Here is a 24,943-nt window from a genome sequence, read left to right as displayed (position 1 = left end):
CTTTAGCCCTGCGTCGTTTCCACCTTGCCTTTCCACAGACCGCCCCGGCTGTAACAGCGCCAGGCCCACGGAATCCAGCGGATCAGCGCAAAACTCAGCCACAGCGCCCACAGCAATATGGCTACCTTGTACAGCCACATGGGTGCGGTAATGGTGTTGCCGGTCGGTAACTCGCTGTCGGCATGATCGGCGAACCAGTTCAGCGTGTTGTCCTGGCGGTCGGAATCGACGATCTGCATGTCCGGCGTGCCGAGCAGGCCCTCGGGCACCGAGGTCAGCAACTGCATCAGGACGACGACCGAAAAAATCCCGAGCGCTATCTGCAGCAAATTGAATTGCTGCCTGGCGAGCTTGTCGCGAATGTCCTGCTGATAATCCATGACGAACAGCCAGGCCGCCATCAGCATCAGCACGCCCCACGAAAAAGTGCTCAGGCCGAGGCCGAGCAAGACCCAGTCTCTGCGGCGCAATGGCGTGCGCTTGATTTTTGCGAGCCCCAGCGCGATTGCGATCATCAGCAGCAACGCCGGCCAGTAAAGCACGGCCGGACCCAGCGCGGGACCAGCGGTGTACAGGATCCAGCGGTCCTCGGGCACCTGCAGGCGCAGGTGAATATTGCTTGCCGGGGAGTTCAGGTCGACCGCCGCCGTGCGGTTGTTGCTGCCGGCTTTTTGCGAATCGCGCCACTCGATCGTCACCTGGTGGCTACCCGGTTCGATGCTCAGCGGCAGCAGCCCGTTGTCCGGTCTCACCTGCAGCGGCCGGCCATCGACCATGACCCGGGTCACCTCGGCATCGGCGGGCAGTTTGATCGTATGCTGCTCGCCCTGGGTGCTGCGGTAGGAAAACTCCAGCGTCGAACTGGCCGAGCGCTTGCCGATGTTGCTGGTCAGTTGCACATTATCGATCGCCAGCGTGTCGCCGGCGATCGCGGCCGGGCGCGATACCGAAATATTAAGGGTCTCACCCGGCAGGGGATCGAATTCGGCGACCCAGTACGAGTCGTCCGTGTTGTCCGGGTTCGCCTGGACCTCGGGTACGCCGGTGAAATCGATGTGCCAGGTCGGGCTGGTGGTCAACTGCCAGATTTCTGTCCAGCCGCTGTCCGTCGTCGCCACCAGTTGCAAAGCGTCGCTCCGCTCCAGCCTGGATACCCAGCGAAACGAACGTCCGTTGGCCGGCAGTGCTGCGATCACTTTGCCATTCCTGACCTCGACATCCTCACTGACGACGGACTCACCCTCGAGTAACGGTATCTCAACGGTGATGGAGCCGGTGGCAGGCGCTGCGCGTTGCACCGTTGTCCAGATCGTCCAATCGAGGTTAAATGCAAATTGCCGTTTAACCCTGACGAAGGTCGGGAAGCGATCGGAGCTCAGGGTTTTTTTCTCGCCGTCTTCCCTGATCCGGGTCAGTCCGATGCTACCGGCCAGCAGTTTGCCATCGACGACGCCAGACGCGTCCCAGCCGGTGGTCTGCAGTTCGACCCGGTGCGGCCGTTCCGAAAAAAACAGTTCCTGCGAGTCGTTTGCGTTGAGCGGACCGCTGAGCCGGACCTGGTGCACGCCGGCGTCGAGTTCTATCCACATCACGCCATCCGGCGTGCGCAAGATATTCCTCCTGGGCTGGCCATCGACCCGAACGGTTGTGGGTTCCCAACGATCGCCGCTGCCGGGCAAGGGTACGGCGACATTCACGATGGCCTGCACATCGAGGATCATATCGACCCGGTTATTGCCAACGGTCACGCGCGCGGCTGTATTCCGCGCAGCGATTCGCGCATTCCGGGTTTTTCGTCAGTCTTTGTTTGAGTTCCGTTAACAGAGTCTGATCAGGGATCTCGGCATTGGCTGTCGGTATCGTGCCCGGCGCTGCCAGCAGGCCAGCCAGCAACATGACCATCACCACCGATCCCTTGCCCGGCATCCATTTATCCATGCCGGCGGGCAGCCGGTAATTCCTGCGCGCGAGTCCGAGCAACACCAGCGCCAGCAGCAGTACGCTGGCGACACGCCAGATCGCGGTCAGCCACAACGGCATGATCACCATCCTGAAACTCTCGCTTGCCAGCACCGGGCCGCTCCAGCGCAATTGGTAGTTGTTCCACGACCACTGCGGTTTACCCGGTCCGGTCTGCAACAAGGTGTTGGCTGCATAGCGATCCATGAGATCCGCCTGGACAATCATTGAGCCGGTAACCTCGATCAATCCTTGTTCCGCCACTTCCAAGTCTGCCGGTTGATCACTACGCGGCTTTCTTGCGGGCTCGTCCGCGAGGAACCGATCAACCCTTTGCATTTTGTCCGCCACCCCGGGTGAACGGCTGAAATACGCACCAGCATACTGAAACTCCGTCAACCGGCTGTGCTCCAGTTGCGGGAACATCGCCATGCGCACCTGATTCGCGGCAAAGGGCAGCGCGATCACCAGGACCGTCAGGAAACTGAGCGCGCGGTAACGCCGGGTCAGCGTGCGGAAGCGGCCTTCGGGCGCGACCGAGGTCAGCGCGATCGCAATCAGCAGGTTCAGCCAGCTCCACACCGGCGCGAAAACCTCCTGGTAAGTCAGCGTCATCATGACCAGGACCAGCACGCCGAACAATGGTGTGAGCATGCGCCCCGCGGCCACGGCGATCAGCAGCACCAGGAAAATATCGAGCAAACGCCAGCGCTGCAGCCAGGCGCCGCCCGAATGATCGGCCCCCGGCGCTGCGAGCAGCCGGTACCCCGGCGGCAGTGACAGGGTGGTCCTGATATTGTCGAACTGCGCGTTCCAGCCGCCGGTCGCCAGCGACGAACCGGCGCCTTCGATCCGGCTGACGGTTTCGATATCGATATTGGGCTGGCGCAATTCCACGCCGGTCCAGCCGGGCTCGCTGCCCTCGGTGACCAGCAGGTTTTCGCCGTTGTGATTGTTGCGAACGCTGGCCAGGCGGTAAGGCGGCAACATATCCAGCCGCCAGTCCATGCGCATCTGGCCTCTGATCAGGTCTTGCGCTGTGTAATCCTTGCCATCGAAATCCAGCCAGAGCTTGCGATTCAGGGTCAGCCGGTTGGCATCCTGGTCGGATAAGCCACGCTGTCTTTCGACGATGCGCATGGATTGATCCGCCGCCAGCCGGAACGCGGCGAAATTTCTCCACTCACCGGGTATATCGACCTGCGATGGATCGACCGGCGATGCCGCTTCGGCCGCGCTGACCCGCAAGCGATTATCCGGCTGGTATGACCAGATTTCCTGCGCCGGCCAATGTTCGCTCGGCGCGCTTCGCGCGATTTCGTTGCTGGCCGATTCGGCGCGCGAGATTAGCGTCAACTGCCAGTTGCCGGGGCGTACTTGCACGCGCAGCCGGCCATCGGTTTCGAGCCGCGCCGGCAGTTCGCTGTCCAGTCGCATCGGCGTGTGCCCCGGCAGCAACGCCATGCCGAGCACTTCTTCGCGGCCAGGACCGGAGACATTGAGTTCGATCAGCGTGGTCACAATGGTCGGGACGCCGTCGCTGATCAGCCGGTAAACCTCGACGCCGATCTGCTCTTGTTGTTCTACGGTTCTTTGCCGTTCACCCAGCCAGACGGTGTCCTTCCTGCGATCGGGCATAGCGACCGGGCGGCCATCCAGCCTCAGGCTCAGCAAACCGGTCGCCAGCGGCACCCGCAGGCTGCCCGGTCGGGCGTGCCAGGTGAAGCTGCCGCCGAGCCGGTGGCTGCCGGCCGCAAGATAAACAAAAGGATGCGAGCCGCGCCTGACCACTGCCGCGGGCCGGCCGTCTACGCTGACCGCTTCGGGCCAGTTTTTCTGATCGCCGGGCAGCGCTGCCCAGCCGGCTTCGTGTACCGTCCAGGTCTGCTCGAAGCTGCCGTTGCCCTGGTTCAGCGAAAGCGACAGCACGCCCGGCCAGGCGCAAAGGTGATTGCTTTCCTCGCCTGCGCCGCGGTTCGCGTAGAAAGGACAATTCCTGAATTCCTCGCCTTGCAATACCCACTGCCGCCAGGGTTCGAGATCGGGTGGGACATAGGCATCGGGTTGCTGGGCAAAGCCGGTCGTGGAAAGCAGTACCAGGGCCAGGAACAGGGAAAGCGGAACTCGGGGATTGTGCATGCCGTAGACTCCATGACAAGGACCGATGATTCACTCACGAATCTGTCGATAATAACGCAGCCAGTGTCTTGGGGTGTTGGCGGCCGGGTTTTTTGGCTTTGCGCGGTGGTAGAATCCGGGGTCGCGGGGCCACCGGACCCGCCAACGCAACGGAAACACGCCATGACGACAGCCAGGAAAATTCTGCAACTGGATGCGCCATTTACGATGCACTTGGGCGGCCATCTGCAGCAGATGCAAATTGCTTACGAGACCTGGGGGCAACTCAACTCCGAGCGCAGCAATGCGATCCTGGTGTTCACGGGCCTGTCGCCATCCGCGCACGCGGCCTCTTGCGAGAACGATCCGTCACCGGGCTGGTGGGAGCCGATGCTCGGACCGGACAAGCCGCTGGATTCGCATCGCTATTTCATTATTTGCGTGAACTCGCTCGGCAGTTGCTTTGGTTCTACCGGCCCGGCGTCGGTCAACCCGGAAACGGCCAAGCCCTACCAACTGGATTTCCCGGTGCTTTCCATCGAGGACATCGCCCGCAGCGCCCACCTGGTCGTCGAGGCGCTGGCGATCGAAACGCTGTACGCGGTCGTCGGCCCGTCGATGGGCGGCATGGGCGCGCTGGCCTATTGCCTTTTTTACCCGGATGCCAGCGAGCGCATGTTGTCGATTTCGTCCGCCGCCAGGTCCTTGCCGTTTGCGACGGCGATACGCTCGCTGCAAAGGGAAATGATCCGCAACGACCCGGACTGGCGTCAGGGCAGTTACCCACCCGGTGAAGGACCGATCAAGGGCATGCGCATGGCGCGCAAGCTGGGCATGATCAGCTACCGCTCGCCACAGGAATGGGTCCAGCGCTTCGGCCGCGAACGGGTCCCCGAGGAAAGAAAAACCGGGGATGCTTTTTGTATCGATTTCGAAATCGAGGCCTATCTCGAAGCGCATGCCGACAAGTTTACCGGCCAGTTCGATGCGAACTGTTACCTTTACCTGTCGCGGGCCATGGACTTGTTCGATGTCGCCGACCACGGCGGCTCGGTCGATGCCGGTCTCAGCCGGATCAAGCTACGGCAAGCGCTGGTCGTCGGCGTGGAAACGGATATCCTGTTTCCGCTGCACCAGCAGGGCGAGTTGGCGATCGGCCTGGAGGCGGCCGGTATTGAAACCGAGTTTGTTCGGCTGAGTTCATTGCAAGGCCATGATTCCTTCCTGGTGGACATGGACCGGTTGCGACCCGTCGTCGCCGGTTTTTTCGCCTGAGCTAACGACCCAGCCCGGCAATCAGCAGGCGCCGGTAAATTTTTTCCTTGAGGCTGAGCGCAGTGGCGAGTTCCATTCTTTTTAGTAAGCCGGCGATTTCTTCGTTGACGGCGCCGGGGAACAGGATGTCGCGTACCAAGCCCATTCTGCCCGCGTATGAAGTGGACGCGGCCTTGATTTTTTTGAGCACGCCGGCAATCCGCAATTCTTCGTCGCTCAATTCGGTACCGAACGGGAAGCGGCTGAAATAACCATCGGCGCGGGCAGCGGCCAGTATTTGTTGCAGGCGCTGCGGGTGGTTGTTGCTGAAGCGGGCGGGGATCCGGTAGTCGCGCGGCAGCTTGCCGGCGGCAATGGCCTCCCGCCGCAAAGCCTCCTGGAACCGCGAGTCGGTGATATTGAGTAACGCACCGATCACCTCGCTATCGGTCTTGCTGCGCAGGTCCGCGATCCCGTATTCGCTGATCACGATATCACGCAAGTGGCGCGGGATCGTGGCCCGGCCGTATCTCCACAGAATATTGGAATCGATCCGGCCGCCGGATTCCCGCGTGCTCTTGACCATGATGATCGAACGCCCGCCCGGGATCGCGTGCGCCATGCTGACGAAATTGTATTGACCGCCCACGCCGGAGACGACTTCGCCGCTGGCCAGGGTGTCGGAAATGACGCTGCCGAGGAGGCTGACCATCAGGCAACTGTTGATAAACCTCGCGTGTTTGCGTTGCAAGGTGTCGAGCTCTTCGCGGCCGTACAACTGGTTGATTTTTTCCACGCCGGTCATGCAGATCAGTTCGCTTTCCTCGCGCGGCATCGCCGCAAGAGCCGCATAAAAATCCTGCGGACCGAGAAAAAAGCCGCCATGGATCACGGTGCCGCCGCGCAACCCGGGTCCCAGGCAATGTTGCACGAACGCGTCGAGCGACGCGGGGTCTGCAAGGTCGGCCGACAGGCGCCGGCCGTCGCCGCACACCAGCTTGTCGCCTTCGATCGCCACCGCGTCGTCGATTACGCCCAGTCGTTGCAGGTATTCGAGTGCGTGATCGTTGAGTCGATGCGGGATCAAGCCTTCTTCCAGCAAGGCCCGGATAACCGAATGCGGGTTATCGTCGTCGATGCGGCCTTCGTTGATCAGGGTCTGGATCAGCAGATCGTCATAGACTTTGCGCTTGACGATGCGGTGCTTGTATAACTGCAAAACGCCATCGACCAGCATTTCGGTGGCGGCAAAAAGACCGCTGGCAAAACGGCCGGTTCCACCGATCGTGGAGATCAGCTCCCCATGGTTGGCAATGGCATCGGCAGCATCCAGCACTGAGATATAGGCGGTATTGTCTTGTTCCCGGAGTATCAATGCCGATGCGATGGCATCGCCCAGGGAACCGATGCCGATTTGCAAAGTGCCGCCATCGCGAACCAGGGCGCTGGCATACAGACCGATCATGTGATCGACATCGGTGATCGGCGGCCGCGGCGTACCGAACAGCCTGAAGTGGGGTTCGGGCGTATCGACGACCGCATCGAAAAAATCGCCATCGACCATCGCATCGCGATACATGAACGGCAGGTTCTGATTGACTTCGGCAACCAGTGCGACTTTGCGATCGCTCAGCGCGCGCATTTTCCTTGCCAGCTCGAGCGACACATCCGGGTTGCAGCTCAGGCTGTAGCGCAGCCTGCCATCGACCTCCCGGCGGCTGACCAGCTGGCCCAGCACATTGATCCCGCGGGCCAGCATGTCGCGCGCGACATGGGTGTAATTGCTGGCGACGAAGTTCTGTTGTGCCCTGGCATTGCCCAGCATTTGCCCGGGCGCGAAGAAAAATTCGACGATCTCGACATTGTCCGGCGTTTCGCCGCGCCGCCGGTCCAGCGCGTAATCCAGATCCACATAATCGCCAAACACGCGTTCGACGAACGGCTCGAGAAAGCGCCGCTCCAGATCCGACTTCGCCAACGGTTTTTCCAGGGTCAGCGCCGTGCATATCGTCAACTGAAGGGCGGGATCTTTTTTGGCCCGCTGGTACAGCGCATTGACGAAACGATTGGGTTTGCCCAGCCCGAGCGGAATGCCGATGACGATCTCAGTGCCCACCGTGTCGATAACAAAATCCACACAGTCGTCAAAGTCGGTACAGGTTTTCATCGGGCGGGGATGGGTTCGACGAGAAACAACTCGGGATTGACCCTCACGCGGTTGAGGCTGACACTCCAGTGCAGGTGCGGGCCGGTGACCCTGCCGGTCTGGCCGATTTTGCCGATCAGGTCGCCGCCGTCGAGGCGGTCGCCATCTTGCACGTCGATCTCGCTCAGGTGGCAATACATCGTGACCAGGCCCTGACCGTGATGAATCAATACGGTATTGCCGTTGAAGAAATAATCGCCATTGGCGACCACGACGCCGGCCGCCGGTGCGACCACATCGGACTGGTCCGGCGCCGCGATATCGACGCCGCTGTGCGGGCTTCTCGGTTGCTCGTTAAAAAAACGTTTGAGGCCGAAGGCGCTGCTGCGTGGCCCGATCGCGGGCAAACGAAAAGCCGTGTCCACCGGCTTTTCGTCCCACGAGCCAAAAGCCCGGGCCATTTCCCGGCGATCGCCGGCAATTCGCACGAGGTCTTCCGCGGTCGGATCGACCTGGCGTTTATTGCCGATCGTCAGCCGTTGTTCGGGGTAGTCGATATTCGCAATGACAAAAGCCAGCGGCAGGGCGGGCCCATCCGGATTATCGATGCTCAGGCTTGCCGGTCCCGGCGCCATCGACAGCGGGATGCCGACGACGGCAAACCAGCGATCGTTTTCGGCGACCACCATGACCGGCCGGTCCCTGAAGCTGACTCGCGGCCGCGTATCACCGGTCGCCGGCAATTCGATCACGGCGACCCCGCCGGGGACCGCCTGGTGTCGCGGTAGCGCGGCCGCGGGCGGGCTGGCGATCAGCACAGCCAACAGCAGCCCGGCGGCGTAAAAACCTGCTTGGGTCATTGCTTATGGGTTTCCTCGACGGTCGATGTGGCCGCCCCCCGGGCGAAGCGAATCCGGATTTCATCGCCTTTTTTCAATGCACCGGCATCGCGGATGATTGCCTCGCCGTGGCTGACGATGGCGTAACCGCGTTCGAGCGTCGCCTGCGGGCCGATCGCCTGCAATGCTCTCGCCAGCGGGTCCAGGCGCTGGTGCATCCTGCCCAGCTTGTCTTTGGCGGCGCGTCGCAGGCGCAAACTCAGTTCATCGAGTTTCTGCCCCTGCCGATTGAGCAACCGGCCCGGGTGCGCCTGCGCGAGGCGTTTTTCCAGCCAGCCGGTTTTCTCCCGCCTGGCCGACAAATACCGTCGCACCCGATTGCGCAACCGGTCCAGGTTCACGGCGAGGGTGTTCAGCCATTCTCTTTGGTCGGGCACCGCTATTTCGGCCGCGGCCGATGGGGTCGGTGCGCGCACATCGGCGACAAAATCGGCGATCGTAAAATCGATCTCGTGGCCGATCCCGGAAATCACGGGTATCGGGCATTCGAAGATGGCCCGCGCCACCGCTTCTTCGTTAAAGGCCCAAAGGTCCTCCAGCGAGCCGCCGCCACGAGCCAGGATCAGCAGGTCGCAGGAGCCATGGGTCTCGGCCAGGGACAGGGCGCGGACGATCTGGCCGGCGGCGGCCTCGCCCTGCACGGCGACCGGGTAAATCAGCACTCGCGCCACCGGAAACCGGCGTTTCAGTACCTGCAGGATATCCCTGACCGCGGCGCCGGTCGGCGAAGTAATGATGCCGATTTTTCTCGGCGCGGCCGGCAACGGCTGCTTGTGATCCGCGGCAAACAGGCCGGCATCGAGCAGCTTTTTCTTGAGCCGTTCGAATTCGCGCTGCAGACGGCCTTCGCCGGCTTCTTCCATGCTCTCGACGATCAGCTGATAACGACCGCTGACCTCGTAAATACTGACTTTGGCGCGGACCAGGACCTGCATGCCCTTGGCTGGCCGGAAGCCAAGCCCGCGATTCTGCCCTCTAAACATCGCGCAGGAAACCTGGGCCTGTTCGTCCTTCAGCGAAAAATACATGTGGCCCGAGCCGTGATGGGTGAAATTGGAGATTTCGCCTTCCAGCCAGATCAGCCCGAAGCTCTGCTCCAGCATGTCCCTGGCTTCCTGGTTCAGGCGGCTGACGGTGAAGATTTCACGATTTGGGCTCGGATCCATAGCCGGTATTTGACCATGAACGCCGGCTGGTGGGAACCAGCGCAGGGGGCAGGTTTACCTGGTCGCTCCACAACAGTAAAATGGCCGGTTTACTCGATGAGGGGACGCCATGCGAATCGTTCAGGAAGCACTGACCTTTGATGACGTCCTGCTGCTGCCCGCCTACTCGGAAATCATGCCGCGCGAGGTCGATCTCGGTACCCAGCTGACCGCCAGCATCCGCTTGAATCTGCCGTTGTTGTCGGCGGCAATGGACACGGTGACCGAATCCCGCCTGGCCATCACGCTGGCCCAGGAAGGCGGTATCGGCATCATCCACAAGAACATGACCGCAGCGATCCAGGCCCGCGAGGTCAGCCGGGTCAAGAAATACGAAAGCGGCATCATTTCCGACCCGATTACGACCGGACCCGACGCGACCATCCGTGAAGTCATCGCGCTGACCCAGGCTAACAATATATCCGGCGTGCCGGTCGTCGATGGCGACACGCCGGTCGGCATTGTGACCCACCGGGATTTGCGTTACGAGACGCAACTCGATGCGCCGGTGTCATCGGTAATGACGCCAAGAGACAAGCTGGTCACGGTTCGTGAAGGCGCCGACAAGAAAGAAGTGCTGTCGCTGTTGCACAAGCACCGGATCGAAAAAGTCCTGGTCGTCAGCGCAGATTTCAAGTTGCGTGGCATGATTACCGCCAAGGATTTTCAGAAGGCGACGGAGTTTCCGAATGCCTGCAAAGATCAGCTTGGCGCGCTCCATGTCGGCGCCGCGGTGGGCATCGGCGAGGGAACCGATGAACGCGTTGCCGCCCTGGTCGCCGCCGGCGTCGATGTCGTGGTCGTCGATACCTCGCACGGCCACACCAAGGGGGTGCTCGACCGGGTCGCGATGATCAAGTCCGAGTATCCCGACTTGCAGGTGATCGGCGGCAATATCGTGACGGCGGAAGGCGCACGAGCGCTGGTCAAGGCCGGCGCCGACGCGGTCAAGGTCGGCATCGGTCCCGGTTCTATATGCACGACTCGCATCGTCGCCGGCATCGGCGTCCCCCAGGTCAGCGCCGTATTCGACGTTGCCGAAGCGATGGCGAAAAAAGGCGTGCCGTTGATCGCCGATGGCGGTATCCGTTATTCGGGCGATCTGGCCAAGATCATTGCCGCCGGCGCCCACTCGGTGATGCTGGGCGGGTTGTTCGCCGGCACCGAGGAATCGCCGGGCGAGGTCGAGCTTTACCAGGGTCGCTCCTACAAGGCCTACCGGGGGATGGGGTCGCTGGGCGCGATGGCGCAGAAAGACGGTTCCAGCGATCGTTATTTCCAGGATACGGCCGACGAGGTCGAAAAGCTGGTGCCCGAAGGGATCGAGGGGCGAGTCCCCTACAAGGGCAGCTTGATCGCCATCGTCCACCAGATGGCCGGCGGCCTCAGGGCCGCGATGGGTTACACGGGTTGCCGCAATATCGAGGAAATGCGGACCAAACCGGAATTCTTGCGGATCACCAGTGCGGGCATACGCGAAAGCCATGTGCACGATGTCGCGATCACCAAGGAAGCCCCGAATTACCGGGTCGACTGAACGGGGAGCATCGATGGCTGCAGCGACTCCCGACCCGACCCGGCAACCGGATATCCACGCCCAACGCGTGCTGATCCTGGATTTTGGCGGTCAGTACACCCAGTTGATCGCCCGCCGGGTCCGCGAGGCCGGCGTTTACAGCGAAATATATCCTTGGGACACAAACGACGACGCCATCCGCAAATTTGGCCCGCATGGCATGATCCTGTCGGGCGGCCCCGAATCGGCAATCGACGACAGCGATGATGCAATGACGCCTCGTGCACCCGCTGCGGTGTTCGACTATGGCGTGCCGGTACTGGGTATCTGTTACGGCATGCAGACCATGGCCGAGCAGCTTGGCGGCAAGGTCACCACGGCCGGTCACAGCGAATTCGGTTATGCCAGCGTGCAGAGCGTGGGCAATTCACGCCTGCTCAGCGATATCGAGGATCGTTTGGCCGATGACGGCACAGCGTTGCTCGACGTCTGGATGAGCCACGGCGACCGCGTCGATGAACTGCCCGCGGGTTTCAGCGTGATCGCCCGTACCGGCAACGCGCCAATAGCCGGGATGGCGGACGAGGCGCGCGGCTTTTACGGCGTGCAATTTCACCCCGAGGTAACCCATACCAAGCAGGGCGAGCGCATCCTGAGCCGCTTCCTGCACGAGATTTGCGGGCTGGCCTCCGACTGGACGCCGGGCAACATCATCAGCGACAGCATCGCGAAGACTCGTGAGCTAGTGGGAACGGACCAGGTATTGCTCGGGCTTTCCGGTGGCGTCGATTCAGCGGTGGTTGCGGCAATGTTGCACCAGGCGATTGGCGATCAACTCAACTGCGTGTTCGTCGATCATGGCCTGATGCGTCTGCACGAAGGCGACCAGGTCATGGCCATGTTCGCGAAACACATGGGCATCAAGGTCACCCGGGTCGATGCCGAGCGGCGTTTTCTCGATGGCCTGCGGGGGGTCACCGATCCGGAAGAAAAAAGAAAAATTATCGGCCGGTTGTTTATCGAGATTTTCGATGAGGAAGCGCACAAGCTCGAAGGAATCAAATGGCTGGCGCAGGGCACGATATATCCCGATGTCATCGAGTCGGCGGGCGCCAAAACGGGCAAAGCGCAGCTCATCAAGTCGCACCACAATGTCGGCGGCCTGCCCGAGAAAATGAACATGCAATTGGTCGAGCCATTGCGCGAGCTGTTCAAGGACGAGGTCCGGAAAATCGGTCTCGAGCTGGGCCTGCCATTCGATATGCTTTATCGGCATCCGTTCCCCGGCCCCGGGCTTGGCGTGCGCATACTCGGCGAAGTCAAAAAGGAATACGCCGACCTGCTGCGGCTGGCCGACGATATTTTTATCGACGAGCTGCACAAACACCAGCTGTATGAAAAAACCAGCCAGGCCTTCGCCGTTTTCCTGCCGGTCAAATCGGTAGGCGTGACCGGCGATGGCCGGCGTTACGACTATGTCATTGCGCTGCGCGCCGTCGAAACCATCGATTTCATGACCGCACACTGGGCCCGTTTGCCCTACGATTTTCTCGACCACGTCAGCCGCCGGATTATCAATGAAGTCCCCGGCGTATCCCGGGTTACCTATGACATCTCCGGAAAACCACCAGCCACCATCGAATGGGAGTGAATCATGGAAGTTTTAGGAATTATTGGATTTATTTTTGCACTTGCCGCACTTGGCAAAGTAATAAGACTTGAGATGAAATTGAAAGAATTGGATGTAATAAATAAAGACTACATGTGAACAATCATGGCCGATACTGAAGCGGGAATAAATCCGGACCAGGAATTCATGACCCGGGCGTTGGAGCTTGCCACGCAGGCGCGGGATCAGGGAGAGGTGCCGGTGGGCGCCGTTGTCGTGCACGGGGACGCTGTCATCGGCGAGGGCTTCAACCAGCCGATCGCGCTGGCGGATCCATCGGCTCATGCCGAAATGCAGGCCATGCGCAGGGCCGCCCGGCGTATGGACAACTATCGCCTGGCGGATGCCACGCTGTATGTCACGCTGGAACCTTGCGCCATGTGCGCCGGCGCGATGGTGCATGCGCGAATCAAGAGACTGGTCTACGGCGCAGCCGATCCAAAAACCGGCGCGGCCGGCTCGGTGTTCAACCTCGTGCAGGCGGACTCGCTCAATCATCGACTCGATGTTGAAGGCGGCGTCATGGCGAAGGAATGCGGGGAGTTGCTCAAGGACTTTTTCAGGAAGCGGAGATGACCGACCAGCGCCGCAGTTTTTCCGCATAGATCATCGCGGCATGCGCAGGGCTGGTCGATGGCAAGCGGATCAGCTCGATCGAACGGATGCCGGCTTTCTCCAGGTCAGGCGACACCCGGCGTTCAAATATGCTGGCCGCTGTCGCGCCGTTGAAGAAAACCCGATCGATGCGCGGGTGCGCCAGGAAAAAACCGACGAAGTCGTTCGTTACCGCCGTTTTCATATCGATGTTGGCATCCAGGCTGCCGCTTCGTTCGCAGGATTGCAGCACGTCCCACAACGCGACGCCGGCATCGAGCAGGCCTTGCAATCGTTCGGCGTATTCGCCTCCGCTCGCGATGCCAAACAGCTTAGCCATGATCGGCCAGAACGCGTTGCGCGGCTGCGCATAGTATTGCCGCCGTTCGAGAGACATGATGCCGGGCATGGAGCCGAGTACCAATACGCGGGAGTCAGCGTCGGCGACGGGTGGAAAGCCGGTCTCAGGCCTCAATCGGTTTTTTGGGCTGTTGTTCTTCATCGTCAAGGTCCAGCCGCTCCCTGAACGGGCTGGAGTCCGAGTACAGCCACAGCAGCACATCGTAATAGCTGCGAATATTGTCCACGTAATGGACCGGCTCCCAGCCCCGCGCGTAACCTCGCCGTACCCGCGAATACCATTTTTTCTGCGTCAGCAATGGCAGGCTGCTCCTGACATCGACCCAGCTATCCGGGTTCAGTCCCCGAATTTCAGTAATGATCCGGGCATCTTCCACGTGGCCCCAGCCGACGTTATAGGCCGCCAGCGCCAGCCAGGTCCGGTCGGGTTCGGGGATGCGCTCGGGAATCCTGCCCATCATCTCCCGGATATACCGCGATCCACCCGAGATGCTTTGCACGGGATCGATCCGATTCTGGATGCCCAACTGACGTGCGGTCAGTTGGGTCAGCATCATGATGCCGCGCACGCCGGTCGGCGACACCGCTTTCGGGTTCCAATGCGATTCCTGGTAGCCAACCGCCGCCAGCAACCGCCAGTCCATGCCGGAATCCGCCGCGGCTTGCTGGAAACTGGTCCTGAACTGCGGCAGGCGGGTTTCGATATGCCGCAGAAACGCCCGCGTGCCGACATAATCGAAATTTCCGACATTGCCATAATATTTCTCCAGGATGCGCTCGAGCTCGCCGCTTTTCCTGAGTCCGGCAAAGAACTGTTGCACCGAATCGTGCAAGGCCGGCGAATTTCTGGGTATGGCCCAGGCCAGCGGCAGATTTTTTCTCAACTGAAACGCAACCCGGACTTCCGGATGGAATTTCTGCGACACATTGAACTCGCTGGAATCCGCAATCGTATAATCGATCTTGCCCTGCGCGACCTGGTAGATCAGTTCTTCGCCGGTGACGTTTGGCGTTTCGATCCAGGCCAGGTCGGGGTAGCGCTGACGCAATTGATGCAGGGTGTCGGCATGCGCACTGCCCTTGATGACCTCAATACTTTTGCCGATCAGGTCTTTGGGTTCCCTGGGCCGTCGCGTATTGACGCGATAAACCAGGAATTCGGAAATGTCATCGTAAGAGGGGCCAAAGGCGACCTCGACGAGGCGGTCCGCGGTGATGGTTAGGCCGGCGGCCGCGATATGGGCGCGACCGGATTTCACGCCCGGTATCAGCGTCCGCAGTTCCTCATCGACATCGATCCTGAGCTCGACGCCCAGCTCCTCGGCGAACCGGCTGACCAGGTCGTACTCAGGCCCGATCGGGCCTTCGTGTCCGATGTAATAGGTCGTGGGGCTGTTCCGGGTGATGACCCGCAGCTCACCGAGCGTCTTGATCTGTTCCACCAGTGACGGCGGTCTCGAGCAGGTACCCAGGACCACGGCGACCAGTAGCGCGGTCACGACTCGCAAAGGATCCATCCTCTCACCAGCGGCTTGCAGGTCCGCCGATGTCAGTTGCGTCAAGGCAATGATAGCGAAATTCCAGGTCAAAAAATGCGAAATTGCCGACATTTGCTGCAACGCAAAAAAGAAAACCCCGCCACTCGGCGAGGTTTCCGTTGCCTTTGCAGATTACCCGCAGGTTACGGCGTTAGTGTCGCCAACGCTTCCGCCAATAGCGTATAGACAGGCGCTTGCGATGCACAATCGGCGATAAAGTCTTTCTTAGGTTGCGGGCCTGGACCTTTCCCCAGATCGGGCGTACCACGCAACTTACATCCGTCTGTTCGCTCGATGGCCTGGGTGAGTTTCTTGATAGCTTTCTCGGTATCACCCGTTTGCAATGCCTCGATAACCTGCGCCAGGTGATTGCCAAGCGCCGTCTGATTACCCTTCGTTGTTATTTTGTCCGGGGCCAAAAAGGCGATGATATTGATGGCGTCCACAGCTTTCATTTGAGCAACAGCAGCTTCCACCGTTATGACGAAGACGGCTACCTCGTCCGGTGCGGAATCTGCAAAGCCGTCGTTGACGACCAGTTGTGCTTCATAGGTGCCTGGCAGGTCCGGTATAAAGGATGGTGAAACGGTGTCCGGCCCGGTGAGAAAAGCGGCGCTGCCTGCTGGCCTGACCGTCAATGCCCACGCAAAAGTAATGGGATCGAGATCCGCATCGTCACTACCGAATCCATCCAGCGTAACCATGAACCCTACGACGCTACCCTGGTCCATGCCGGCGTCGGCGGTCGGCGCCACGTTCAAGGACGATATCGTCACAGTGTCCAGTACGCTGGGGAGGCCGCCTTCATCGGTCACCACCAGGCTGACGACATAGTCACCTGGCAGGTCTGTCGTGAAACTCGGCGCAATGGTCGACGCACCGCTGAGTGTCGCGCTGCTGCCTGCTGGTACGCTGTCGAAACTCCACGCATACAGCAGATCCTCTGATGGTGTAACGTCGTCGGATGAGCCGCTGCCATCCAGAATCACAGAATCACCGGCGTGGATCGACTGATTGGCACCGGCTTCGGCGGTCGGGGGCTCATTGATAACCGTGCACTTGCCCGCGTTTCCGGCGCTCACGATCGCCTGAATCTCAATCTGCGTCAGGGCGCGGTCATAAAGACTGAGCTCATCGATGATGCCATCGAATACTTCACAACGTGAGCTCGGTAGGGTCGGCGTGCACGAGGCGCCAATTGTTAAGGTAGTCGTAGGGTCAGTTGACAAAGTTGACAGAATTATCGGGCCTGCAACAAGCCTCGAGTCAATTAACCGCCCGTCGATATAAATTTTCTGGGCAATTCCATCGTAGGTCGCTGCAACATGATGAAATCCATCGGTGAAATTGTAAGGCCCGCCGTCGTCGGCGATACCGCTTACCGGAACACTAAGTTGCTGATTCCCGGAAGCGGTGGGAAAGAAGAAAGTGAGACACGGTGCTGGCGAAGCGCAGAAGCCAATCTGGAACGACAGCAGAAACGCACCTGAGCCCCCGGAAGGCAAAGTGTAATTTTTCCGAACAATCTCCCGTTCGTCACTAAACAAGGAGGCCAGGTCTGGATTGATCCAGGCTTCGATCGTCACTTCTGCCAGATCGGCACGATTGAGCCCGCCACCACCGGGGATGTCGACAGAAGCGTCGTGTGATGGCACCGGGCCACCCGGAAATTCATATCCGCCACCAACTTTACCGGCCACCGCGTTAACGGTGCCAATCACCGTGCCATCTGCACCGCCGACAAGATCGACCGCCACGTTGCCGGGTGATATTTCGTCCAGCGGCCACCAATTGATGATATTGGCAGGTGGCGCGGTACAAGCATCTGGCGTAAACACTTCCATCGAACTCAATAGGACGGTACTAGCACCGCCCATGACATAGAGTTGGTTGCCGATGACCGCAGTGCCATGTTGCGAGCGCGCCGTCGGTATCGGAGTCTGGGTCGTCCAGACATCCGTTACCCGATCGTACGCCTCCAATAGGTCCAGATTTGCACCTACACCATCATTTCCGCCGACGGCATAGAGCAAACCGTCGATCACGCCAACGCCCAATGCCGTCCGTGCAGCGCTCATATCGGTCAAGGTTGTCCAAGGAATTGAACCCGCGGGCGCTCCCAGGAGAGGATCCAAAGCCGGATCGTAGACTTCAAGTTTGCTGGACGAGAAACCGCCGCCGCCGAATCCACACCCACCGGTTCTCTGAAAACCGCCTGCCACGTATAACTTACCGCCAATCGCCGCCGCATGCATACCGTCTCGACAGGTTGGCATGTCTGTGAGCGTTGTCCAGGCGTCCAAAGCCGGATCGTAGCGTTGCAGAACATTATTCGACGGGCAGAAGATGTTACATTGAAAAAATCCTCCGACCGCATACAGCTTTCCATCGATTGCTACGGCAGCCAGACCCGCTCTTCTACCATTGGTCGAACCTGGATATGCCGGCATGGGCGCAAGCGTTGTCCAAGGGTTCGAACCCGCTGGCGCACCCAACAAAGGATCCAAAGCCGGATCGTAGCGCTCGAGCGTATTGGTCACAAAACTGCAGGCGGGGCCAAAGGGTGGCGACCCCAAGCATCCGCCGGCAACATATATCTTGCCATCGATGATGGCGGCGCCATGTCCTCCCAAGTGTGCCGATTGCGGTGTCCCCGGTGACCAGCTGTCAAACGCAGAATCGTAGACGATCAGGTTCGATACGACATTGAATCCCAGGCCCGGAACTTCGTCGTGAACACCGATTACATAAATCTTTCCGCCAATAGCTACCGCCGGGTGCGCTCCCCGCGGTGTCGGCATCGGAGCCTTGGTCTCCCAAGTGCCTTGGGCCAGGGATTGGTTCGCAAATACGAAACTGATTGCAACGATTAAAGTAAGAAACTTTGTTGGTTGAATGAAATACCGGCGCATGGTCCGAACTCCTTTGCAAAGGCATTCAGGCTGCTTCGGATTTCTATACAGTTGTGCGCCCAAGGTACCCTGCATTGCAGTGGCAGCCCGGCTGTCTTTGGGTCCTTCGGGGAGTCATCCATGGCTTCTCGGAGGAAGCGAGGACCCGTGGCTTTCCGTCTCCGTCTTTTGGCGGATTTGGCTTTGTCGTTTATTGTCCGTCTAGCATAGTACAAGCCTGCCTGGTTTGTGCGGCATTTAACTTAATCTCGTTTCTGGTGCGACAATTCCAGGAAATCAGTAGCGCCGGAACACCAGCGAAGCATTGGTGCCGCCGAAACCGAAATTGTTGCTCATGACCGTGTTCAGGCCGGCGTTGTCCCTGGTCTCCCGCAAAATGGGGAAACCTTCGGCTTTCGGGTCCAGTTCGAAAATATTGGCCGAGCCAGCCATGAAATCGTTCTCCAGCATCAGCAGGCAATGAATTGCCTCCTGTACGCCCGCGGCGCCAAGCGAATGGCCGCACAAGGATTTGCTCGAGCTCAGTGGCGGTATCTGTTCATCGAACACTCTGGAGATGGCGTCGAGCTCAGCGATATCCCCCACCGGCGTACTGGTGCCATGGGTGTTGATGTAGTCGATCGGCGTGTCGACGGTGGCGATCGCCTGTTGCATACAGCGCACCGCGCCTTCGACTGAAGGTGCGACCATGTTTTCACCATCGGACGTCGCGCCATAACCAACCAGCTCGGCATAAATTTTCGCACCGCGAGCCTTTGCATGCTCCAGTTCTTCCAACACCAGCATGCCGCCGCCCGCGGCGATCGCGAAGCCGTCGCGCCCGGCGTCAAAGGCGCGCGACGCCGTCGAGGGCGTGTCGTTGTACTTGGATGTCAAAGCGCCCATGGCGTCGAACATCATCGCCAGGATCCAGTCTTCTTCCTCACCGCCACCGGCAAAAATCAAGTCCTGTTTGTCCCACTGGATTTGTTCCATCGCAGCGCCGATGCAATGGGTACTGGTCGCGCAGGCGGAAGTAATGGAATAGTTGAGGCCGCGAATTCCGAAATGCGTGGCCAGGCATGCGGAAACGGTACTGCTCATGGTGCGTGGGACCAGGTACGGGCCTACGCGGCGCACGCCTTTTTCGCGTAACTTGTCAGCGCCCCAGACCAGGTTGGCGCTCGATGCGCCGCCTGAACCGGCGATTATCCCGCTACGCGGATTCGAGACCCGGTCATCGGTCAGGCCGGCATCATCGATGGCGTTTTGCATGGCAACGTAGGCGTAAGCGGCGGCATCGCCCATAAAGCGAAGAGCCTTGCGATCGATGTGCTCGCTGAGATCGATATCGACCGAACCGCAAACGCGGCTACGCAAACCCATTTCCTGGAATTTTTCATTGAAGCTGATGCCCGATTTTCCGTGGCGCAATGAATCAATGACGGTTTCCTTGGTATTCCCCAAACAGGAAACCAGACCCATACCCGTAACGACTACCCGACGCATACGTTTGCCCTTAAAAATTATCGGTGGAAAGGAACAGCCCGACGCGTAAGTCGTCCGCCGTATAAATCGTTCGCCCATCCACGGCAACGGTACCGTCGGCGATAACCATGATCAATTTTCGGGTAATCACGCGCTTCATATTCAAAGTGTAAGTCACCTTTTTCGCCGTCGGCAGGACCTGGCCGCTGAATTTTACAATGCCCACGCCCAACGCTCTCCCCTTGCCCTTGCAACCTTTCCAGGTGAGAAAAAAACCACACAACTGCCACAACGCGTCCAGGCCCAGACAACCGGGCATGACCGGATCACCGACAAAGTGACAAGCAAAAAACCACAGCTCCGGGTTGATATCCAGCTCCGCTTCAATATATCCCTTGGAGTGGAGCCCGCGATCGTCGTTAATTTCAACAATGCGGTCGAACATCAGCATGTTGCCGGTCGGCAGTTTTCCCGCATCGGGACCGAACAAGCCTACACTGCCGCAGGTCTCCAGTTCATCCCGAGTGTAGGAATTTTTCTTGTTTTCCAGGCTGGCCATGTGAATGATTGTTTCCTGTTCGGCGCAACGGGGGTTTTTGTTGGCGGAGGGGGTGTCCGCCTACTTGGTGTCTAGCGCCTTGAGTTGCGTCCCTCAATCCGTTATCTAGCAATGGCTGCAGCAATTCGATAGTCCGACATTGTCCAACCTAGTCTGTTAATATCCGATATATTATGTGGGGTGAAATGTGGGGTAAGTAGAGAACTATCATGAAGACTAGGGGGCCACATCCTCATAAGGCGCTCACAGCGACCGCTGTCAGGGCGCTCAAGAAGCCTGGAAAGTATGCAGATGGCAACGGATTATACCTGATTGTGGACGTCTCAGGCAGCAAGCGGTGGGAGCTTCGCACCGTCGTACAGCGCAGGCGTCGAGACATTGGTCTCGGCGGACTGACGCTGGTATCACTCGCTGAGGCCCGTGAGGAAGCCGCCTGCATGAGAAAGACCGCTCGAAAGGGTGGTGACCCGTTGGTGGAGAGACGGAAAGCCAGCGCGCAGATACCAACCTTCAAAGAAGCGGCAATATTGGTGCATGAAGAACATTCCGCTACGTGGAAAAACAAAAAGCACGCCGCACAGTGGATCAAAACGCTCAAGGAATACACATTCCCGTTATTTGGTGATCGTTCAGTTGACCTAGTAGATACCCCAGACGTTCTGAATGCCTTATCTAAGATATGGTTGACAAAGCCGGAGACGGCAAGGCGAGTGCGACAGAGAATCGGCACGGTACTGGACTGGGCTAAAGCTGCAGGACACAGAACCGGTGATAATCCGATCAATGGCATAGTGAAAGGACTACCAAACCAACCAAAGAAACAGAAACACCATGCCGCCCTTCCTTATTCGGAAGTAAACTCGTTCATCAGAAAATTGGGTAAGGCCGACGCAAATGAGTCCACACGCCTAGCCTTTGAATTTCTAATATTGACAGCTACTCGTACTAGCGAAGTTATCCTGGCTAAATGGAGCGAAATAGAGGCAGAGAAAGAGACGTGGACGATTCCGTCCGAACGGATGAAGGCTGGACGGAAATTTCGAGTACCCCTCAGTCAACGTTGCATAGAGATACTGGCGCAAGCGAAAGAACTATCTTACGGTGGGCCGTATATTTTCCCGGGTCGATCTGAAAAGAAGCCACTATCTACTATGGTCTTTCTGATGATGATTCGCCGCATGGGCAAGGAAATTACGGCGCATGGGTTCCGATCTTCATTTCGCGATTGGGCGGCCGAACTAACCAATTTCTCCCGTGAGGTTTGTGAGATGGCGCTTGCACATACCGTTTCCGATAAGGTTGAGGCGGCGTATCTGCGCGGAGACTTATTCGATAAGCGCCGTCAATTGATGGACACTTGGGCGGCGTTCGTGGGATCCGACACAAGTGCCAAAATTTTGACACTTAGAGCATAAGGGTATTCACATGCCGAAGCCGCCGCGAAAAACCGGGTCCGCAAATTGAATGCCTAAACGTCATTGTCTAAGCGAAGACACTCGTGAAAAGCTGATTGACTTACTTGGCCTCGACCCGTCTGTCAATCTAAACGACCAAGAGAAAGCCGCTCGAGCAATCACGCAAGTGGAGGAGGTTCTTGGACATTACAAGCAGCATCTTAAAGATTTACAGTCCCTGCCACGCGCCAGAGCACGAGGCCGGCCCAAGAAGGAAGTGCTTCAAAAGGTTATCGGTGAATTACGCAGAACCTTTAGACAGCACGTCAGTGAGATCGATAACATACGTAAGATCACGGGCGCAATTAGTAACCTGTCTCCTGCAGAAAACGAAGAGCGAGAATTCATACATTTTGCTCTGAAAGACGCGAATATTCGGCACCCCAACCGGAAGAAAATCAGACGCTCATACAACAAACAAGGTACCCCATTGGCGGACCGAAACAAAGTTATCGAAAAAATCGAGGCGGAAGCGGAACGAAGAGCCAAGAATTCATCGAAAACGGAGATGTGTCCGAGAATTAGGCAAATCCTAAAGTATTTTCGGGCCTCGTGAGATCTACCGGACAGGTATAGATGGCTTCATACCTCTCAGTATGGAGTCACATCATGTCGTATCAACTTCCCGAAACGGGCTATCTCCGCATAACTCAAATAGTCGGCGACCCCAATGCCGATCCGCCCATCCCTGCCATAATCCCTGTTGGTAAATCCACCTGGTGGGATGGTGTCAAATCGGGCCGCTTCCCTAAACCAGTGAAACTTGGGCCACGCACCACGGCATGGAGAGTGGAAGACATTCGAGCTTGGATCGAACAGGTCAATTCGCATGAGTAGACCAACATCCGAGGCACCCCTCATTCCAAACAACAATTCTAGCCATTCTCCCCAGCAGAACAGCTACACAAGTGATCGCCTTCAGCTCTTGGAAAAAGGTTATGGGCCGCTGCCAGCCGATGGGAAGGCAGTTCGCCTTAGAAAGTGGAATAGCATAACAATTGACCGGACTGAAATTGAGTCCTGGGCCAATACGAGCTTGGGGATCAATACCAGTCTTCGCTGCCACAACTTGGCCGGGGTTGACATTGATGTTGATGACAAGCAACTCGTCAATTCTATAGTCGCGATGACTCGCACCGAGTTAGGCAATTCACCATTTGAAAGGGTTGGTCAGGTGCCCAGATCGTTACTAGTTTATCAGGCAGCCCAATCCGATATTCGCAAGCACGTGGTGAAATTTCGACACAACAATAAAGCACAAAAAGTCGAAATCCTCGCTTATGGGCAGCAGTTTGTAGCATTCGGAATTCATCCTGATACTCAGAAAGAATACGACTGGGTAGGCCCAAAGAACCCGATGAATACTAGTATTGAGGATCTGCCAATTGTAACTCGTCAAGGCATCGACAATTATCTGCTCGCATTAGAGGTGTTTCTCGAAAATTACGGCTGCAATATCATCAAAAAAAACGTATCGACGAAAAAACGACGAATTACCAATGGGGGTCGAATTCATGCGGATTTTCTCAGAGCAGCTCTCGATCACATTTCCGCCGATGATTACGATGAGTGGAGAACCGTCGGCATGTCTCTTCATCACGAATCGGATGGGTCTAGCGCAGGCTTCGAAATGTGGGACGAATGGAGTCGGACCTCTAGCAAGTATGACGAGTCACGTGAGAATGAGTGCGAGTCCAAATGGCATGGCTTTTGTCATACGTCCCACGGTGTTACCGGTGCCACTGTGCTTGGGTTAGCTAAAGAGGCTGGCTTCAAGTTAAATGAGTATTCCGGTCCACGTGAAGATTATTCGGCAGACATCGTTAACCTCGAGTCCGATAACCTAATACATGGGAACGATCGTGCATGCGCCCGCCATAGTAGCGATGAGTCTTTTCCAGAAGAATTGCTGAAACCGCCGGGACTGGTAGGCCTGGTCGCCGAGTACAGTAACAATGCCGCATTTCGTGATCAGCCGCTCTTGGACATTTGCGCAGGTCTCATTACCGTTGCCTCTCTAACAAGAAATTGGTTCGTTGTAGGACCCTGGCGCACGCCACTCAATCTCTATGTGGTTGCGGTTGCGGAGACAGGTGAAGGAAAAGAAGCGCCGCGTAAAGCTATAAAGGCCGCCTTGAGTGTCGTTGATGGATTGGTTCGGGTTAAAGAGTCAGTGTCTTCTAGCACCGCACTCCTGAGGGCATTAAGTTCCTCGGATCGCCATGACATCACGTTATTGATTGATGAATTTGGTCGATTCCTGAATGTGGCCGCCAATCCAAACAATTCCCATGCTTACGATCTAGTTTCAGAGTTAATGCGGTTATTCGGTCAAGCGGATACCACTTATGCCGGAAAAATTTACGCTAATCCACAGGACAACATTCCAAGTATAAATAGACCATTCGTTTGCATGTTTGGCACCACCACTAGACGATCTTTGACGGACGCCCTCTCAAGTAAGGATGTTGTTGATGGAACGCTAAATCGCTTGCTAATCGTCCAGACACATAATCGCCGACCTGCTTACAAAAATCCTAACATCAATATTGGCAATGATCTCAAGTGCGCTCTGAAAAATCTCCAACGGTTGGATCCGTTTGAACTCCCGGATGAGACCGGTGACGACCCGGCAGACCCAATGATTATCTGTGTTTCTCCGGAAGCGGAAGCAGCACTGAAAAAATATCGCAATGAGGCGGAGGAATGTCGTGTAGCCAATGACAATCTCGGTCCATTGTATGCACGAGCTCTTGAAAACGCAGTTAAGGTCTCTGGTATCCTGGCGATAGGTTGTGCAGCCGAAATGGGCCCAATACAAAATACCAAACCAGTTGTCGATATAGAAATTGCGAATTGGGCTATCAGTTTTGTGCGATCGTGTGTAAGCGGAATTGTCAAGATTGGTACCGAAGAGATCGCGGACAGCAATATTGACCGCGCGATAACACAAATTCGCAATTACATAATCGCTATGACCACTGAATGGGAAAAAACGAAGGCCGCAAGAGATAACGACAAACGGGAAATGAATATCAAGGGATATGTGGCAAGATCACAAATCACCAAACGATTTCAGAAAATGCCCGCGCGTCTTAGAGATGAGGCGATCCAGACGTTGATACAATCAGAGGATATTAAGTGTGCCACTGTGCCAGGTGATAAAACTGAGTGGTTCAAACCATTGCGTTATGAGTGATTTCCTCCCTGTTTCACCATCTGCAGGTGAACCCCTCAATCGTCCGAGACTCAGCGGTAGCATGCCTTCCCATAGTGATATTTCTATCATTTCA

At 57.7% G+C, this 24,943-nt stretch carries 18 protein-coding genes and 1 riboswitch; of the genes, 8 read left to right on the top strand and 10 right to left on the bottom strand.

The annotated features are described in order from the left end of the window. Positions 1-2 precede the first annotated feature (2 nt). Positions 3-1,748, bottom strand: coding sequence for a hypothetical protein (locus tag IIA05_08110; protein MCH9027062.1), 1,746 nt, complete (start codon positions 1,746-1,748; stop codon positions 3-5). Beyond that, positions 1,732-4,098 (bottom strand): hypothetical protein, encoded by a 2,367-nt coding sequence (locus IIA05_08105; protein MCH9027061.1) that lies wholly within the window; start codon positions 4,096-4,098, stop codon positions 1,732-1,734. The genes IIA05_08110 and IIA05_08105 overlap by 17 nt, the downstream gene beginning before the upstream one ends. A gap of 162 nt (positions 4,099-4,260) precedes the next feature. Here IIA05_08105 and IIA05_08100 point away from each other — a divergent pair, with 162 nt between their 5' ends. Further along, entirely contained in the window at positions 4,261-5,352 is a 1,092-nt protein-coding gene (locus IIA05_08100; GenBank protein MCH9027060.1) for a homoserine O-acetyltransferase, read from the top strand. Position 5,353: 1 nt separating this feature from the next. Here IIA05_08100 and IIA05_08095 read toward each other — a convergent pair whose 3' ends face one another. From IIA05_08095 to xseA, 3 genes are read right to left on the bottom strand one after another with little or no spacing between them, the layout of a single operon-like run. Next, positions 5,354-7,498, bottom strand: coding sequence for an acetyl-CoA hydrolase (locus IIA05_08095; GenBank protein ID MCH9027059.1), 2,145 nt, complete (start codon positions 7,496-7,498; stop codon positions 5,354-5,356). Next, positions 7,495-8,337, bottom strand: coding sequence for a peptidoglycan DD-metalloendopeptidase family protein (locus IIA05_08090; GenBank protein ID MCH9027058.1), 843 nt, complete (start codon positions 8,335-8,337; stop codon positions 7,495-7,497). The genes IIA05_08095 and IIA05_08090 overlap by 4 nt, the downstream gene beginning before the upstream one ends. Then, positions 8,334-9,542, bottom strand: a complete 1,209-nt coding sequence (gene xseA / locus IIA05_08085) for an exodeoxyribonuclease VII large subunit (GenBank protein MCH9027057.1) — start codon at positions 9,540-9,542, stop codon at positions 8,334-8,336. The genes IIA05_08090 and xseA overlap by 4 nt, the downstream gene beginning before the upstream one ends. 109 nt (positions 9,543-9,651) lie before the next feature. Between xseA and guaB the strand changes: the two genes are divergently transcribed. The 3 genes from guaB (at position 9,652) to tadA (ending at position 13,342) form a co-directional block, all read left to right on the top strand. After that, positions 9,652-11,118 carry an IMP dehydrogenase gene (gene guaB, locus IIA05_08080; protein ID MCH9027056.1) on the top strand — a complete coding sequence of 489 codons (1,467 nt, stop codon included), beginning with the start codon at positions 9,652-9,654 and terminating at the stop codon, positions 11,116-11,118. Positions 11,119-11,131: 13 nt separating this feature from the next. After that, a complete protein-coding gene (guaA, locus tag IIA05_08075; GenBank protein ID MCH9027055.1) occupies positions 11,132-12,748 on the top strand; it encodes a glutamine-hydrolyzing GMP synthase in 1,617 nt (538 codons plus the stop codon). A gap of 165 nt (positions 12,749-12,913) precedes the next feature. Then, positions 12,914-13,342, top strand: coding sequence for a tRNA adenosine(34) deaminase TadA (gene tadA, locus IIA05_08070; protein MCH9027054.1), 429 nt, complete (start codon positions 12,914-12,916; stop codon positions 13,340-13,342). Here the strand turns inward: tadA and IIA05_08065 are convergent. From IIA05_08065 to fabA, 5 genes are all read right to left on the bottom strand, one after another. Then, a complete protein-coding gene (locus tag IIA05_08065; GenBank protein ID MCH9027053.1) occupies positions 13,326-13,862 on the bottom strand; it encodes a DNA-deoxyinosine glycosylase in 537 nt (178 codons plus the stop codon). The two genes, tadA and IIA05_08065, sit on opposite strands and share 17 nt — an antisense overlap. Then, positions 13,825-15,330 (bottom strand): membrane-bound lytic murein transglycosylase MltF, encoded by a 1,506-nt coding sequence (mltF, locus tag IIA05_08060; protein MCH9027052.1) that lies wholly within the window; start codon positions 15,328-15,330, stop codon positions 13,825-13,827. Before mltF ends, IIA05_08065 begins: the two co-directional genes overlap by 38 nt. A gap of 71 nt (positions 15,331-15,401) precedes the next feature. Beyond that, positions 15,402-18,170 carry a hypothetical protein gene (locus IIA05_08055; protein ID MCH9027051.1) on the bottom strand — a complete coding sequence of 923 codons (2,769 nt, stop codon included), beginning with the start codon at positions 18,168-18,170 and terminating at the stop codon, positions 15,402-15,404. 78 nt (positions 18,171-18,248) lie between these two features. Next, positions 18,249-18,362, bottom strand: a riboswitch (cyclic di-GMP riboswitch). An 84-nt stretch (positions 18,363-18,446) separates the two neighbouring features. Further along, positions 18,447-19,658 carry a beta-ketoacyl-ACP synthase I gene (gene fabB, locus IIA05_08050; protein ID MCH9027050.1) on the bottom strand — a complete coding sequence of 404 codons (1,212 nt, stop codon included), beginning with the start codon at positions 19,656-19,658 and terminating at the stop codon, positions 18,447-18,449. 10 nt (positions 19,659-19,668) lie between these two features. Next, positions 19,669-20,187 (bottom strand): bifunctional 3-hydroxydecanoyl-ACP dehydratase/trans-2-decenoyl-ACP isomerase, encoded by a 519-nt coding sequence (fabA, locus tag IIA05_08045; GenBank protein MCH9027049.1) that lies wholly within the window; start codon positions 20,185-20,187, stop codon positions 19,669-19,671. A 218-nt stretch (positions 20,188-20,405) separates the two neighbouring features. Here fabA and IIA05_08040 point away from each other — a divergent pair, with 218 nt between their 5' ends. From IIA05_08040 to IIA05_08025, 4 genes are read left to right on the top strand one after another with little or no spacing between them, the layout of a single operon-like run. Beyond that, on the top strand, positions 20,406-21,611 hold the full coding sequence (locus tag IIA05_08040; protein ID MCH9027048.1) for an integrase arm-type DNA-binding domain-containing protein: 1,206 nt from the start codon (positions 20,406-20,408) through the stop codon (positions 21,609-21,611). Positions 21,612-21,660: 49 nt separating this feature from the next. Continuing rightward, the gene (locus IIA05_08035) at positions 21,661-22,206 is read left to right on the top strand and encodes a hypothetical protein (protein ID MCH9027047.1); all 546 of its coding nucleotides are present in this window, start codon (positions 21,661-21,663) and stop codon (positions 22,204-22,206) included. Between the two features lie 53 nt (positions 22,207-22,259). Next, positions 22,260-22,487: an AlpA family phage regulatory protein gene (locus IIA05_08030; protein MCH9027046.1), complete on the top strand. Its 228-nt coding sequence runs from the start codon at positions 22,260-22,262 to the stop codon at positions 22,485-22,487. Further along, the gene (locus tag IIA05_08025; GenBank protein MCH9027045.1) at positions 22,480-24,849 is read left to right on the top strand and encodes a PriCT-2 domain-containing protein; all 2,370 of its coding nucleotides are present in this window, start codon (positions 22,480-22,482) and stop codon (positions 24,847-24,849) included. Before IIA05_08030 ends, IIA05_08025 begins: the two co-directional genes overlap by 8 nt. The last annotated feature ends 94 nt before the right edge of the window (positions 24,850-24,943 follow it).

The organism is Pseudomonadota bacterium (assembly GCA_022572885.1).
GTDB lineage: Bacteria > Pseudomonadota > Gammaproteobacteria > Steroidobacterales > MnTg04 > MnTg04.
This window is presented reverse-complemented; position numbering and strand designations above follow the sequence as displayed.

What these genes read in the sequence shown, in the direction of transcription:
- guaB (MCH9027056.1), top strand. Translation starts at nt 9,652, where the DNA reads ATGCGAATCGTTCAGGAAGCACTGACCTTTGATGACGTCCTGCTGCTG.
- tadA (MCH9027054.1), top strand. Translation starts at nt 12,914, where the DNA reads ATGACCCGGGCGTTGGAGCTTGCCACGCAGGCGCGGGATCAGGGAGAG.
- IIA05_08105 (MCH9027061.1), bottom strand. Translation starts at nt 4,098, where the DNA reads ATGCACAATCCCCGAGTTCCGCTTTCCCTGTTCCTGGCCCTGGTACTG.
- fabB (MCH9027050.1), bottom strand. Translation starts at nt 19,658, where the DNA reads ATGCGTCGGGTAGTCGTTACGGGTATGGGTCTGGTTTCCTGTTTGGGG.
- IIA05_08040 (MCH9027048.1), top strand. Translation starts at nt 20,406, where the DNA reads ATGAAGACTAGGGGGCCACATCCTCATAAGGCGCTCACAGCGACCGCT.
- IIA05_08035 (MCH9027047.1), top strand. Translation starts at nt 21,661, where the DNA reads ATGCCTAAACGTCATTGTCTAAGCGAAGACACTCGTGAAAAGCTGATT.
- mltF (MCH9027052.1), bottom strand. Translation starts at nt 15,330, where the DNA reads ATGTCGGCAATTTCGCATTTTTTGACCTGGAATTTCGCTATCATTGCC.
- guaA (MCH9027055.1), top strand. Translation starts at nt 11,132, where the DNA reads ATGGCTGCAGCGACTCCCGACCCGACCCGGCAACCGGATATCCACGCC.
- IIA05_08100 (MCH9027060.1), top strand. Translation starts at nt 4,261, where the DNA reads ATGACGACAGCCAGGAAAATTCTGCAACTGGATGCGCCATTTACGATG.
- IIA05_08095 (MCH9027059.1), bottom strand. Translation starts at nt 7,498, where the DNA reads ATGAAAACCTGTACCGACTTTGACGACTGTGTGGATTTTGTTATCGAC.
- IIA05_08090 (MCH9027058.1), bottom strand. Translation starts at nt 8,337, where the DNA reads ATGACCCAAGCAGGTTTTTACGCCGCCGGGCTGCTGTTGGCTGTGCTG.
- IIA05_08025 (MCH9027045.1), top strand. Translation starts at nt 22,480, where the DNA reads ATGAGTAGACCAACATCCGAGGCACCCCTCATTCCAAACAACAATTCT.
- IIA05_08055 (MCH9027051.1), bottom strand. Translation starts at nt 18,170, where the DNA reads ATGCGCCGGTATTTCATTCAACCAACAAAGTTTCTTACTTTAATCGTT.
- xseA (MCH9027057.1), bottom strand. Translation starts at nt 9,542, where the DNA reads ATGGATCCGAGCCCAAATCGTGAAATCTTCACCGTCAGCCGCCTGAAC.
- IIA05_08030 (MCH9027046.1), top strand. Translation starts at nt 22,260, where the DNA reads ATGTCGTATCAACTTCCCGAAACGGGCTATCTCCGCATAACTCAAATA.
- IIA05_08065 (MCH9027053.1), bottom strand. Translation starts at nt 13,862, where the DNA reads ATGAAGAACAACAGCCCAAAAAACCGATTGAGGCCTGAGACCGGCTTT.